12 protein-coding genes are annotated in these 13,239 nt (G+C 63.2%); 7 read left to right on the forward strand and 5 right to left on the reverse strand.

Annotated elements, in window-relative coordinates; genetic code table 11:
• Positions 1-18 precede the first annotated feature (18 nt).
• On the reverse strand, positions 19-1,023 hold the full coding sequence (locus tag F759_RS0106535) for an arabinose ABC transporter substrate-binding protein (protein WP_027799144.1): 1,005 nt from the start codon (positions 1,021-1,023) through the stop codon (positions 19-21).
• Between the two features lie 180 nt (positions 1,024-1,203).
• A complete protein-coding gene (locus tag F759_RS0106540; RefSeq protein ID WP_027799145.1) occupies positions 1,204-2,652 on the reverse strand; it encodes an aldehyde dehydrogenase family protein in 1,449 nt (482 codons plus the stop codon).
• Positions 2,653-2,799: 147 nt separating this feature from the next.
• On the opposite strand from F759_RS0106540, the gene F759_RS0106545 reads away from it, so the two are divergent.
• The gene (locus F759_RS0106545) at positions 2,800-3,777 is read left to right on the forward strand and encodes a LysR family transcriptional regulator (RefSeq protein ID WP_027799146.1); all 978 of its coding nucleotides are present in this window, start codon (positions 2,800-2,802) and stop codon (positions 3,775-3,777) included.
• Between the two features lie 143 nt (positions 3,778-3,920).
• Positions 3,921-4,475: a YaeQ family protein gene (locus F759_RS0106550; protein ID WP_027799147.1), complete on the forward strand. Its 555-nt coding sequence runs from the start codon at positions 3,921-3,923 to the stop codon at positions 4,473-4,475.
• A 53-nt stretch (positions 4,476-4,528) separates the two neighbouring features.
• On the opposite strand, the gene F759_RS0106555 is transcribed toward F759_RS0106550, so the two are convergent.
• Positions 4,529-4,954, reverse strand: a complete 426-nt coding sequence (locus F759_RS0106555; RefSeq protein ID WP_027799148.1) for a VOC family protein — start codon at positions 4,952-4,954, stop codon at positions 4,529-4,531.
• A 394-nt stretch (positions 4,955-5,348) separates the two neighbouring features.
• Between F759_RS0106555 and ada the strand changes: the two genes are divergently transcribed.
• From ada to F759_RS0106575, 4 genes are all read left to right on the forward strand, one after another.
• Positions 5,349-6,521, forward strand: coding sequence for a bifunctional DNA-binding transcriptional regulator/O6-methylguanine-DNA methyltransferase Ada (ada, locus tag F759_RS0106560; protein WP_027799149.1), 1,173 nt, complete (start codon positions 5,349-5,351; stop codon positions 6,519-6,521).
• Positions 6,518-7,435, forward strand: coding sequence for a DNA-3-methyladenine glycosylase family protein (locus F759_RS0106565; protein WP_027799150.1), 918 nt, complete (start codon positions 6,518-6,520; stop codon positions 7,433-7,435). The genes ada and F759_RS0106565 overlap by 4 nt, the downstream gene beginning before the upstream one ends.
• Before the next feature lie 514 nt (positions 7,436-7,949).
• Entirely contained in the window at positions 7,950-9,566 is a 1,617-nt protein-coding gene (gene gshA / locus F759_RS0106570; protein ID WP_027799151.1) for a glutamate--cysteine ligase, read from the forward strand.
• Positions 9,567-9,794: 228 nt separating this feature from the next.
• Positions 9,795-10,310, forward strand: a complete 516-nt coding sequence (locus F759_RS0106575) for a hypothetical protein (RefSeq protein ID WP_027799152.1) — start codon at positions 9,795-9,797, stop codon at positions 10,308-10,310.
• Between the two features lie 19 nt (positions 10,311-10,329).
• Here F759_RS0106575 and F759_RS0106580 read toward each other — a convergent pair whose 3' ends face one another.
• On the reverse strand, positions 10,330-11,916 hold the full coding sequence (locus F759_RS0106580) for a DHA2 family efflux MFS transporter permease subunit (RefSeq protein ID WP_027799153.1): 1,587 nt from the start codon (positions 11,914-11,916) through the stop codon (positions 10,330-10,332).
• Between the two features lie 138 nt (positions 11,917-12,054).
• On the reverse strand, positions 12,055-12,597 hold the full coding sequence (locus F759_RS0106585) for a MarR family winged helix-turn-helix transcriptional regulator (RefSeq protein WP_027799154.1): 543 nt from the start codon (positions 12,595-12,597) through the stop codon (positions 12,055-12,057).
• Positions 12,598-12,860: 263 nt separating this feature from the next.
• Here F759_RS0106585 and F759_RS0106590 point away from each other — a divergent pair, with 263 nt between their 5' ends.
• Positions 12,861-13,229 carry a hypothetical protein gene (locus F759_RS0106590; protein WP_027799155.1) on the forward strand — a complete coding sequence of 123 codons (369 nt, stop codon included), beginning with the start codon at positions 12,861-12,863 and terminating at the stop codon, positions 13,227-13,229.
• Positions 13,230-13,239: the final 10 nt, after the last annotated feature.

Here is a 13,239-nt window from a genome sequence, read left to right on the forward strand (position 1 = left end):
TGCAAACTCGAACGTGGCTTAAATGCCGAGTTCTTTACGCACGTCCTGCCAGTTGCTGCGCACCATCAGCTTGCCGGTGGTCTGCGTATCGGCGGGCGGCTGCTTGCCGTCCTTGATCCACTCCACGAGATTCTCGGTGCTCTCCTTGCCGTGCATCGTCGAGCTCACGGCGATCGTGCCGTAAAAGCCTGTCGGCTCCTTCTTCTGGAACTCGGCAAATGCCTCACCCGCACCGTTGATGCCGACGCCGATCACGTCCGACGCCGGAATATGCAACTGCTCGGTGGCACGCACGCCGCCCAGCACGCTTTCTTCGTTCAGCGCGAAGATCACCCACTTCTTGATGTTCGGATGCTTCGCCAATACCGGCGACGACGCGTTGAAGCCGCCTTCGTCATCGGTCGTTTTTTGCGGGGCGTCGAAAATGTTTTCCTTCTTGAAACCGCCGGCGAGCAGCGACTCTGTCGCGCCGTCGGTGCGCAACTTGGCGGTCGGCAGTTCGTAGTTCGTGATACGCAGCGCGCCGACTTCCTCGGGCTTCCAGCCGCGGCGCTTCATTTCTTCGGAGATGGCCTGACCGACCTGATTGCCGATCTTGAATGCGGACATGCCGAGGTGCGGCACGTTAGCGAGCGGCTTGCCGCTGGAGTCGACCAGCTGATCGTCGACGGTGACGAACTTCATGTTGTAGCGCTTTGCACGCGCCTGAATCGCCGGTCCGAGACGCACGTCGGGCGCGCAGATCACGAAGCCCTTTGCGCCTTGCGCGCCGAGGTTGTCGATTGCGGACAGCACTTTTTCGCCGTCCGGCGTGCCGATGTTCACCACCGAAAAACCGTCCTTCTGACCGAGCGCAGTGGCGGCTTTCTGTTCGTTGATGAACCACGCCTGTTCCGGCATCTTCACGAGGAAGCCGACTTTGAGCGGCTGGTCCGCGTGCGCGGAAAGTTGGGCGGCGAAGGGCGCCGCGATTGCGGCTGCGGCGATCGCGGTTAGCGTCAAACGGCGAAGCTTGCTGGTCATGTCTGTCTCCTAAGGTTGAAAGCTGCATTGATTTCGTTTGTGTGCAGCGAGGCGATACGCGGCGGCGTCAGCCGGGGCGTAAATCTGGGTTGGTAATCGTGGTGGTAACTGCGGCGGTAACTGCAGCGATAATCACGGGCAGGCGGGCGCCTAAGGCAAGGTGCGGGTGCGTCATCGCGATCAACCCGCCATGTAAGCCGTTTTCACGGCCGTCCAGAAGGCTGCATCGGTCGAGCCGTAAGCGGACGCTTTGCGCCCGCCGCCAGGCGCGTGATGCTCGACTGCCGTGGTCGGCAGATTGATCGTGACGAGGCCGCTATGCACGTGACGGCGAAAATGCCGCGCGCGGCTGAGCGAGCGCGTGCAGATGCCGGCGCACAGACCGTAAGCGGTGTCGTTCGCGAGATGCAGCGCGTGGTCGTAATCGTCAGCGCGCAGTACCACCGCAAGCGGACCGAAGATTTCTTCACGCGCAATACGATGCTCAGCCTCGCCGACGAACAGCGCGGGCTCGAAAAAGTAGCCACGCGTCGCGCGTTCTAGCCGCCGGCCGCCGTGCAGCAAGTGCGCGCCTTCCTGCTTGCCGATTTGCACGTAGTCGAGATCGCGTTCGAGTTGTGCGGCGTTCGCCACCGGGCCCATGTCCGTGCCGTGCTTCAGCGCATGATCGACGGTGAGCTTGGCAAGCTTCGCCTGCAACGCGTCGACGAACGGCTCGAACATCGCGTGTTCGACGATCAGCCGCGCTGCCGCCGTACTGCGTTGGCCCGTCGAGCCGTATGCGCCGGTCAATGCGGCATCGACTGCGCTGTCGAGATCGGCGTCGGCCAGCACGACGAACGGATTCTTGCCGCCCATCTCCAGTTGCACGCGCGCCTGGCGAGCGGCGGCGGTTTGCAGCACGCGCGTGCCGGTTTCCGCCGAACCGCTGAAGCTGATCGCCGCGATGAGCGGATGCGCGACGATCCGCGCGCCGACCTGCCGGCCGCTGCCCATCACGAGATTGAATACGCCCGCGGGCAAACCGGCGCGGCTCACGATAGACGCGAGCGCCGCCGCGCAGGCAGGTGTCGATTCAGCTGGCTTATAGACGACGCAATTGCCATGCGCGAGCGCAGCGCCGATCTTCGCCGCGGCGATCGCGAGCGGCGCACTCCACGGCGCGATGATGCCGACCACGCCGAGCGGTTCGCGTGTCATGTCGATTTCGACGCCGGCGCGCGCCGACGCAAGCGGTTCCGCGTACGCGCGCTGCGCGTCGGCGGCGAGCAGCTTGAATGTCTGGCCTGCGCGCGTGGCTTCGGCCAATGCCTCGGGTAAGGTCTTGCCGACTTCGCGTGCGAGCAGCCGCCCCAGTTCGTCGCGGCGCGCAATCATTTCGCTGCCGATCGCGTCGAGCGCGTCCGCGCGGCGCTGCGCCGAACTCAGCGCCCATTCGCGGAAGGCGGCGCTCGCTGCTTCGATCGCGCTATCGGTTTGCCGGACGTCGGCGCGAACATATTCGCCGACGGGTTCGTCCAGGTCCGACGGATTGAGCGAAACGCCCGTGGTCGCGCCCGTCTCCCATCCGCCATTGATGTAATGGCGCAGCGGGCTGGCAACGAGCGGGACGAGCGGATCGCGGTTCATCGACGGAAAGGCGCCACAAGGCTGGAAAGTCCACGAATGGTATGAGCGGGCGCAATAACTTTCCAATCCCTTTTTGAGCTATCCCGATAACAATTTCGATATGGCATGATTGAGGCCATTCGAGAAAACGAAGTATGGAGACAGGCGATGACGCGTAGCTACTCGAACTGGTTCGTGCGTGCGCGGCTAAAGACGCGGCAGTTGCTGCTGCTCGCGGCGATGGAAGAAGAGGGCAACGTGCGGCGCGCCGCCGACGTGCTCGGCATGACGCAGCCGGCGGCTTCGCGCCTGCTGAAAGAACTCGAAGACATGCTGGGCGTGAGCCTCTTCGATCGCACGCCGCACGGTATGCATGCGACGCTGTACGGCGAGGTGATGATCCGTCACGCGCGCATGGTGCTGTCGAACCTCAGCCATGCACACGACGAAATCTCGGCACTGCGCGCGGGTCTCGCCGGACAGGTGCGTATCGGCGTGATCGCGGCGGCGGCTGCCACGATGGTCCCGCGCGCCATTGCGAGCGTGAAGGAGCGCTATCCGCAGTTGCAGATCTGGGCTGAAGTCGAAACCTCAGACGTGATGCTGCCGCGGCTTGCCGAGGGTGAGCTCGACATCATGATCGGCCGCGTTCTGGAGCGGCAGAACCAGTTCAAGACAGAAGTCCGCTACGAACCGCTCGCCGACGAACCGCTCTGTGTGGTGGCGCGACCCGGCCATCCTCTGGAAAACGAAACCGGCTTGACGCTGCGCGGTATTGTCAATGCGAGCTGGGTGTTGCATCCGCCAGGCAGCGTTTTGCGGCATCGTTTCGACCTGATGTTTTCGCAGATCGGCCTGAATCCGCCGCAAAACGTGGTGAACACCAACAACTTTCTGGCGATTTCCAGTTTGCTGCTCCAAAGCGACATGTTGGCGGTTTTACCCGACGAAGTGGCACGTCAATACCAACAGTACGGCGTCCTGAAGCGCCTGCCGATCGATTTGCCGTGCAGGATGGATACATTCGGTATCATCACGCGCCAGTCGCACCTGCTTTCTCCTGCGGCCTCAGTGGTGCTGGACGCGTTGCGCGAGGCGGCCGGCGAGGTCTATGGCGTTCCCGCCGAGCAGGCTGTGGCTCGATAAATGCTCTTTCCCGTTCATGAGGCAGCCGGATAACGGCGCGGGAGGGACGCAACATGTACAACAAACACGGAAAACGGCAACGCGCCGTCGACGATTCATTTTCCGTTCGCTCCGCTGGGGCGAGCGTCTGGTTTAGCAACGGCATGGCTCTCAAATCGACTATTTACAAGGCGGAGTTACAGATCGCCAACATGGATCGGCACTACTACGCCGACCATTCGCTGACCATCGCCCGTCATCCGTCGGAAACGGATGAGCGGATGATGGTCCGCGTCGCCGCATTCGCGCTGTTCGCGCAGGAACGGCTCGAATTCTGCAAGGGATTGTCGGATGTCGACGAGCCGGATCTGTGGCAGAAGGACCTGACCGGCGCCATCGAAACGTGGATCGAAGTCGGCCAGCCCGACGAGCGGCGCATCGCCAAGGCGAGCGGCCGCGCGAACGACGTTATCGTGATCGCGTACGGCGGCCGTGCTTCGGATATCTGGTGGCAGGGCGTGCGCAACAAGGTTGAGCGCATGCGCAATGTGACGGTCTGGTCGCTCGGTGAAAACATCGCGACCGAACTCGGATCGCTCGCGCAGCGCACGATGCGGCTGCAATGCACGGTGGAAGACGGCGAAGCGTGGCTCGGCAGCGCCGATGCCGACGCGGTGAAAATCGAGTGGACGGCGTTGAAGACGCCGGGCAACGCTTGAAGGCGCCCAGCAACGCCTGAGGTATCGGCGGCCGGTGCGCCGACGGCTCATCTTTAGAGCGACGTCACCCGCGCCGCTTCCGGCGGCCCTTTCAGTTCGATCATGTTGCCTTCCGGGTCGAACAGATACAGCGACGGCCCGTAGCCATCCGCGCCGTAGCGCAGCGCCTGTTCGCCAAGCCGCGCGCCGTGTTGACCCAGATGCGCCTTAAGCGCTTCGGCGTCGAACGGTTCCACGCGCAAACACACGTGGTCCATGTTTCGCCCCGCGCCGGCCGTGCCGTTTTCCGCGCGATCGAGCTTCGCGCCGACCTGAAGCAGGTCGATCAGCGAGCGCCCCGCGCGCAACTGCGTGAGACCGAGTTCGCGCTGCTCCTTCTCCAATGTGCAACCCAGCACCTCGCAATAGAAGCGAGCCATGACTTCGACGTTCGACGCCCGAATCACCACGTGGTCGATCTCGCGAATATGAATCTTCATTATTGAACGCCTCCTCTGGCCGGGTCATGCAGCGGATGAACCGTTAGTTTATGAGAAAGCGGCGCATCGGAGAACGCGCGTCAAAGGGCCAGTTACGGAACGTAGAGACGAAAAAAAGCCCGCTCTATGTGGAGCGGGCTGAATCCATATCAGGAGGAGACATGGAGGAGACAGGTACTAATATACACATGGGCTTGGTGCGACGCAATAACTTTTTAAGGGAAAACCCGATACCGCGCGAATTTGTCGCACTTTGACGTGAAACGAGTGCCTGGCGGGCTTCCACGGACCGCCCGCCTACGAGGAACCGCAATGACACAGCAAGAACCGGAGCGTACCGTGTGGGCATGCGGCCTACATTGGTGAGCATCGACAGTACCTATCCGGGACCATCATGAACCGCATCATGCATCCGGCTGACCCCGACGCAGCCGCAGACACCAGCTGGAATTCCGACGACGAGCGCTGGGAAGCCGTCACTCGCCGAGATCCGCTCGCCGACGGCGCTTTCTTCTACGGCGTGAAGACGACAGGCGTCTTCTGCCGGCCGTCGTGCGCTTCGCGCCAGCCGCGTCGCCAGAATGTTGCCTTTTTCGCCGATCCCGGCGCCGCGCGCGCCGCGGGCTTTCGCGATTGCAAGCGCTGTCAGCCGGGCGGCTTGCCGCGCGAGCTCGAAATCGTGAACCGGGCGTGCGCAGCGCTCGACGCCGATCCGCAACAGCGTCTCACGCTCGCGCAATTGAGCGACGCCGTGCACGTGAGCCCGTTTCATCTTCAGCGACTGTTCAAGCGCGTGGTGGGTGTGTCGCCGCGTCAGTACCAGGCCGCGCAGCGCGGCGCTGCGTTGCGCGACGCGCTCAAAAGCGGCGCGGACGTGACGCGCGCCACGCTCAACGCCGGCTTCAACTCGCCTTCGCGGATGTACGACAGCGCATCGGCGGAATTGGGCATGGCGCCGTCGGAATATCGCCGCAAGGGCGCAGGACTGACGGTCCGCTACGCCAGCGCACCGACATCGCTCGGCTTCGTGCTGGTGGCCGCGACCGACAAGGGCATCTGCAAGCTAGGTTTCGGCGACGACGCCGCTTTCCTCGTCGACGAACTGCGCGGCGAGTTTGCCAACGCGGATTTGCTGGACGATCCCGAGCGGCTGGCACCGTTTATCGCGCAGATCGACGCGTATCTGCGCGGCACGCGTCAGAGCTTCGACTTGCCGCTGGATATTGCGGCGACTGCTTTCCGGCAGCGTGTCTGGGACGCGCTGCGGCGCATTCCGTACGGCCAGACACGCAGCTACACGGAGATCGCGGAAGCGGTCGGCGCGCCGCGTGCCGTGCGCGCGGTGGCGAGCGCCTGCGCGACCAACCCTGTCGCACTGGCTATTCCGTGTCATCGCGTCGTGCAAAAGGGCGGGGCGCTTGCCGGGTATCGTTGGGGCTTGCCGCGCAAGGCCGCGCTTCTCGACAACGAGGCGCAGCACGCGCACCACGTTTGCGCCGACGAAACCAGCCGTCCGGCGACCGCTTCTACTGAGACCCTGGCCACTAAACTGGATCACGCCGCGTGAGCACGCTTGACGACATTGCAACTCTGGAGCTGCCGTACAAATCGCCATTCGACTGGCCGCGCCTCTTACGCTTTTTCGGCGGACGCGCGACGCCGGGCGTCGAGGCCGTGGAAGACGGCGCGTATCGCCGCGCAATCGAATGGGCCGGCGACAGCGGCACACTCAGCGTGCGCCAGCATCCGCGCAAGCGCTGTCTTGTTGCGAGCATCGAAGGCCCGGTGAGCCGTCACGCCGACGCACTCGCGGCACCGATGGCGCGAATGTTCGACCTGCACGCCGATCCGAAAAAGATCGGCGCCGCCCTCGCCGCCGACCCTTGGCTCGCGCCGCTCATCGAGGCAGCGCCGGGCTTGCGCGTGCCGGGCGCGTGGTCGGGTTTCGAACTGGTGGTTCGCGCGATCGTCGGGCAGCAGATCAGCGTGAAAGGCGCGACCACGATCGTCGGACGATTGGTGAAGCGAGCGGGCGAGCGTATCGAAGGGCATCCGCATGAAAACACCGCGTGGCGTTTCCCCACGCCGCAAGCGCTGGCGACCGTGGACCTCGCTCAGATCGGCATGCCGGGCAAACGCGTCGCAGCGCTGCAGGGTTTTGCGCGCGCCGTCGCGAGCGGCGACGTGCCGCTCGATAGTGCAGGCGCCGACGCAAACAGTCTGCGCACCGCGTTGCTCGCATTGCCGGGCATCGGACCGTGGACGGTCGAGTATGTCGCGATGCGCGCATGGCGCGACGCCGATGCTTGGCCCGCGTGGGACCTCGTGTTAATGCAGTCGATCTGCGCGCGCGATCCGTCGCTCGTGCGACCGACACAGCAGCGCACGCGCACCGACGCATGGCGGCCGTGGCGCGCTTATGCGGCGATGCATCTGTGGAACGAAATAGCGGACCGCGCAGGCGCCGCGCGCGGCGGCTAGGTTTGCGCGGATTGGCTTGCGGAGTGGGCGGCACGGGCTGGTTAGGCCGTTTGCCTCGCTTCGGCCGTTTGAGCCGTTTCGGCAGCGGGTCGTTCGGGCCCGTTTGAGCCGTTTGAGCCGTTTGAGCCGTTTGAGCCGTTTGAGCCGTTTGAGCCGTTTGAGCCGTTTGAGCCGTTTGAGCCGCTCGGGCCCCTTAAGTCTCTCGAGCGCCTTGCGCCGCATCAGCCGCATGCGCCACATGCGCCGCATCCCCCAACCCACCGATGCCGGCAAAAAACCTACCGCGGCAACGCCCGCAATAACTCCGAGTCTTCACGGCTAACTTCGCGGATCCGTCGTCAAAACAGATGCCCCGGCGCGCTTCAACAGCCCGCCGGGGCGGGCTCAAGCAGGCGCCGTGGCGAGATGTTAAAGTGCCCGCTACTGAAAATTCCGCCGAACGTTGTCGACCGCACCATGCTGCCAGCGAGCAGCAAAGCGGCACATGGCGGCCGACAACGCCCGACTCGCATCAATGCCAAACACCACACAATCCCGCACGACCGACGCGTTCTCGCACCGCCTGTCCGTGCTGACTTCTGGCCCGCAACGGGATGCGCTGCTACACGGCCTGCGCGGCATCGAAAGAGAAAGTCTGCGCGTGACGCGCGACGGCCAACTCGCGTTGACGCCGCATCCGCGCGCGCTCGGTTCGGCGCTTACGCATCCTTCGCTGACCACCGACTATTCGGAGGCGCTGCTCGAACTGATCACGCCGGCCGAGCACGACGTCGCGCTGACGCTCGATAAGCTCGACAGGCTGCATCGCTTTGTGTACGCGGAACTCGGCGACGAGATTCTGTGGAACAACTCGATGCCCGGCCTCTTGCCCGACACCGACGACGGCATTCCGATAGCGAACTACGGCACGTCCAACATAGGCAAGCTGAAGTACGTGTACCGCATCGGTCTTGCGCTGCGTTATGGCCGCACGATGCAGTGCATTGCCGGCATCCACTACAACTATTCGCTGAGCGAGGAGGTGTGGCGGCTGTTGCATGCGGACCAGCAATCCACCGCGAGCGCCGTCGATTTCCAGTCCGACCGTTATCTCGCGCTGATCCGCAATTTTCGCCGCACGAACTGGCTGCTGATGTATCTGTTCGGCGCGTCGCCGGCGCTCGATCGCCGCTTCTTGCGCGGGCGCAAACATACGCTCGAAACGTTCGACGCCGACACGTTGTACCGTCCGTACGCAACGAGCCTGCGCATGAGCGATCTCGGCTACTCGAACACGACCGCGCAAGCCGCGCTGCATGCGGACTACGACACGCTGCCGGGCTATCTCGACGCGCTCGCGAAGGCCGTCAGCCAGCCGTATCCCGCGTATGAGGCAATCGGTACGCAGCGCGACGGCGAGTGGGTGCAGATCAACACGAACGTGCTGCAAATCGAAAACGAGTTTTACTCGACCATCCGTCCGAAGCGCGTCACGTATCCCGGCGAGCGTCCCCTGCATGCGCTGGCCGCGCGCGGTGTGCAGTACGTCGAAGTGCGCTGTATGGACATCGATCCGTTCGAGCCAGTTGGTATTTCGCTGGAAACGTCGCGTTTTCTCGACGCCTATCTGCTGGTGTGCGCGCTCGACGACAGCGCGCCGTTGCCGCCGCATCCCTACGCGGAGGCCAACCAGAACTTCGCGCGCGTGACGACGGAAGGGCGCAAGCCCGGCCTGGAACTGATTCGCGACGGCCGTCCGCTTGCGATGATCGAATGGGCCGAAGAACTATTCGTCAAAATCGAAGCGGCAGCGGCCGCGCTCGACGCATTGCACGGCGGCGACGCGCACGCGCGCTCGGTCGCGGTTCAGCGCGCGAAGCTGGCCGACGCGTCGCTCACGCCGTCAGCGCGCGTCTTGCAGACGATGCTCGACAAGCAGCAGAGTTTTCTCGAATTCGGTCTGGAACAAAGCGAAGCGCATGCCGCGTATTTCCGCGCGCGTCCGCTCGAGGCAGGACAGGCCCGGGAGTTCGCAGAACTGGCCGCGCAGTCGCTCGAGGAACAGGCGAAGCTCGAGCGGGAGGAGATAGGCTCCTTCGATGCGTTCGTTGCCGCTTATCGGGCGTACACGTTGAACCGCTTCAGCGTGTGAGCGCAGCGGTTCGCGCGCGGGCGGGAACCTAGGAGAGCGGCTCAAGTGACCGCTTTTTTATTGCGCGAAGCATACGCAGGTAACGGCTACGCAAAAGAAGCCGCCAGACATCGGCCTCATCGGCAAATTCTCCACGGCTTCCACGTTTCTCTGATGTAAACGAAACACCCTCCCCACGTTACGGTCCAAACTAATACGACACGCTTGCGAAAAGGGAGGATCAACGCGATGAAGAAAAGTCTGTTGGCCGCACTATGCGTTGCCACGGCAGCCGTTGCCGCGACAGCATGTTCGACGCAAGGACAAGTCGATCCCGATGTCATGCAGATCGCGACCAGGCCCCTGACGTGTTCGAACAAATCCGAATGCGACCTCTGGTGGCAGCGCGCGCAAACGTGGGTCACGAACAACTCGAAGTACAAAGTCGAATCCGCGACCGACACGCTGATACAAACTGCCGGCCCCGATGGCGGCAAGCGTGCGCTCGCGTATCAGATCACCCGCACGGCAAATCCCGACGGCACCGCGACGATCGGCTTCGCCGCGCATTGCGATGGATCGCTTGGCTGCAAGCCGAACCCTTGGGAAGCGGGCGCCGACTTCAAGCAATACGTGCGAGGCACAGCTGCGGGCGCACAGAAACCCGATGTGAAGCCGCCGCAGCCAGCGTCCACCGCCATGCATCCGGACGCGCTGCAAGGGCAGTCAGTCGCGCCTACGAATGGCGAAGCGGTCAGTCAGTGAGCGAAGCGTTGCGCGTCGCTCAGTGCCCCATCGAAGGACCGACACCTTTGCGCGGCTTCGTGATCCAGACGAGCACGGCAAGCACGACGAATGCCGCGCACGAAATGCGGAAGAAGTCGTTGGTGGCGAGCATATAAGCCTGCGCGGTCACCACCTGGTTGAGTTGCGCAGTGATGCTGTCGCCGGAAAGGCCGACACCTGCGAGCGCATTGGTATAGGCGTTCGTGTTCGCGGTGTAGACGTTCACGTTATCGACCAGCATCGCGTGATGGCGGATCGTGTCGTTCTCCCAATAGGTCGTACTGATCGCTGTGCCGATCGCGCCCGACAACGTGCGGAAAAAGTTCGACAAGCCCGAGGCGCTTGCGAGCCGTTCATCGGGCACGCTCGATAGCGTGATCGTCGTCATCGGCACGAAGAAGCAGGCCACGCCGATGCCTTGCACGATACGCGGCCAGATCACGTGATTGAACGGCACATCGAGCGTAAACGTGGAGTTCCAGAACGACACGAATGCGAACACGATAAACGCGAAACTTGCGACCACACGCAGGTTCAGCCGATGCATGTTCTTGCCGATCATCGGCGAGAGAAAGAGCGCGAGCAAGCCGACCGGCGCCGTGGCGAGACCGGCGAGCCCGGCGGTGTAGCCCATCACGGTTTGCAGCCATAGTGGAAAAATCACCACCGAGCCGAAGAAGGCCATGAAGCCGAACGAGATGATCAGCACGCCCAGCGCGAAGTTACGATCCTTGAACAGCGAAAGATCGACGACAGGCTCTTTCTCGGTCATCTCCCACACCAGCATGAACGCAATCGACACCACCGCGATCACCGCAAGCGTCACGATAAACGTCGAGTTGAACCAGTCGCGATCCTTGCCGAGGTCGAGCACCATCTGCAGGCACGCCACGCCGATCACGAGCAGCGTGAGGCCGACGGCGTCGATACGCTGTTGCGTCGTTTTTGTTTCGCGTCCGCGCAGCAGCACAAATGCGCAGCCCGCGGAGAAAAGACCGATCGGCACGTTGATGTAGAAGATCCACGGCCACGTGTAGTTATCCGTGATGTAGCCGCCCATCACAGGCCCGAAGATTGGCGCGCAAATGACGGTCATCGCCCACAGGCCCAGCGCGAGGCCACGCTTCTCCGGTGGATATGAGCGCATCAGGATAGTCTGCGAGAGCGGCACCATCGGACCGGACACCAGCCCCTGAACGAGGCGAAAAAAGATCAGCGACTCGAAGTTCTGCGCGAAACCGCACAGCGCGGACGCGATCGTGAAGAGCAGGACGGACAGCGTGAAGAGCCGCACTTCGCCGACGCGCCGCGCGAGCCAGCCCGTCAGCGGCACCGCGATCGCCGACGCCACGGAATACGAAGAGATCACCCAGGTGCCCTGGCTCGTCGCGACGCCGAGACTGCCGGAGATCGTCGGCACGGCGACGTTGGCAATCGACGTGTCGAGCACCTCCATGAAGGTGCCGAGTGCGAGCCCGACAGTAAGCAGCGCAAGCGCGCCGCCCTTGAGCGGCGCCGGTTCCGCGGCGGGCGGAGTGGCCGGTCGAGCTGCCGGTTCGGCAGCCTCGGAAGCCGTAGCGTCCATATGTTTTTTCTCCTTCAGCCCAGAAAGGTTGTCGTGCCACGTTTAACGCGTCGTGCGGATGGCATGCATACATGCCCCATCACACTCTGCCCAGACAGAGATCTGCTGCCAGCGACGCCCAGAAAAGGCGCCTTCAGGTTACTGCTCGCCGTCTTCCGGTGATGAATCTTGAAGCGTTTCGTCGGACAACTCGCCCGGCGAACAGAGACCGCAACCGGCGCTCGAACCCGGATCAATGCCGTTGGCGATGAAACGGCCCAGCAGATCGATGAGCGTCGCGAGGTCAGCGGCGGAAAAGCCGCGCAATTGTTCATTCAGCACCGCGGCGCCGATGCCCGGTAACTGCCGCGCCGCTTCCTGGCCCTGCGGCGTCAATTCCAGCTTCACCATCCGACGGTCGGCGTCGCTACGCGTGCGTGAGATGAAGCCTTTCTTTTCAAGGCGATCCAGAAGACGCGTCATGGAACCGCTGTCGTACGACATCACGCGCGACAACTCGAACGGCGTGTTCGCCCGGCCGGCGGCCAGCATCAGGATCACGCCGATCTGCTGGGCCGTCAGCCCGAGCGGCTTAACCGCCCGATCGGTGCGCTCGACGAGCACATTGCGGGCCTTCGACAGGTAATAGCCGAGACTCGAATCGAGCCGGATTTCATCCGCTTTGTAAGGACCGTCGGTCATCTTGGGTGTGGAGACATAGCACGCAGGGCGAAAGTTTAGCTGCCTGAGCAGAGAAGTGGATTCCAATTCTCGTAGGTTGTCACCGCGCGAGCCGCCGAAAAACAACAGCGCGCTTGTGCATCGCGCACAGTATCTTGAAATTTACTTGCATAGTCAATATTATACGAAGCAACGAGTTACGCGATCCGCGCCACCCGAGACTATGTTCTGACCGCTTTTTTGTCCGCCCCAAACCCAGGCGTGACCCCAAGGATGTTCCTCCCATGCTGTACCTCAAAAATACCCTCGGCGGCCTAAGCCGCTCATTGACCGATTCAGCCTTGCACAGCTTCCAGGGCCCGCATCGCTGGTGGAAACTCGCGTTGTTTGCCGTGCTGTTCGTATTGCCCGGCGGATCGGTAGGTGTCGCGGTATTGGCGTGGATCGAGCATCGGCGGGCGCGTAAGGGCTTGAAAAGCGCATCTGTCGAAATTGCGGCGACGCCCGCGCAACTGCCGGGCTCGGCAACCGGCAGCGTGCACAATGCGGCGAGCGCCTGCCAGGCGAGCGGCGACGCGCCTTGCCGGGCAGCCGCCGGCAAGCTCGCGCGCAAGACGACATCGACGGAATCGCGGGTCGACTCGCGGGGCTGATGCCTCGCCG

Origin of the sequence: Paraburkholderia dilworthii (assembly GCF_000472525.1) — a bacterium.
GTDB classification, from domain to species: domain Bacteria; phylum Pseudomonadota; class Gammaproteobacteria; order Burkholderiales; family Burkholderiaceae; genus Paraburkholderia; species Paraburkholderia dilworthii.

Excerpts from the sequence above, each read along its gene's own strand:
- F759_RS0106535 (WP_027799144.1), bottom strand. The coding sequence starts at position 1,023 with ATGACCAGCAAGCTTCGCCGTTTGACGCTAACCGCGATCGCCGCAGCC.
- F759_RS0106540 (WP_027799145.1), bottom strand. The coding sequence starts at position 2,652 with ATGAACCGCGATCCGCTCGTCCCGCTCGTTGCCAGCCCGCTGCGCCAT.
- F759_RS0106545 (WP_027799146.1), top strand. The coding sequence starts at position 2,800 with ATGACGCGTAGCTACTCGAACTGGTTCGTGCGTGCGCGGCTAAAGACG.
- F759_RS0106550 (WP_027799147.1), top strand. The coding sequence starts at position 3,921 with ATGGCTCTCAAATCGACTATTTACAAGGCGGAGTTACAGATCGCCAAC.
- F759_RS0106555 (WP_027799148.1), bottom strand. The coding sequence starts at position 4,954 with ATGAAGATTCATATTCGCGAGATCGACCACGTGGTGATTCGGGCGTCG.
- ada (WP_027799149.1), top strand. The coding sequence starts at position 5,349 with ATGAACCGCATCATGCATCCGGCTGACCCCGACGCAGCCGCAGACACC.
- gshA (WP_027799151.1), top strand. The coding sequence starts at position 7,950 with ATGCCAAACACCACACAATCCCGCACGACCGACGCGTTCTCGCACCGC.
- F759_RS0106575 (WP_027799152.1), top strand. The coding sequence starts at position 9,795 with ATGAAGAAAAGTCTGTTGGCCGCACTATGCGTTGCCACGGCAGCCGTT.
- F759_RS0106580 (WP_027799153.1), bottom strand. The coding sequence starts at position 11,916 with ATGGACGCTACGGCTTCCGAGGCTGCCGAACCGGCAGCTCGACCGGCC.
- F759_RS0106585 (WP_027799154.1), bottom strand. The coding sequence starts at position 12,597 with ATGACCGACGGTCCTTACAAAGCGGATGAAATCCGGCTCGATTCGAGT.
- F759_RS0106590 (WP_027799155.1), top strand. The coding sequence starts at position 12,861 with ATGCTGTACCTCAAAAATACCCTCGGCGGCCTAAGCCGCTCATTGACC.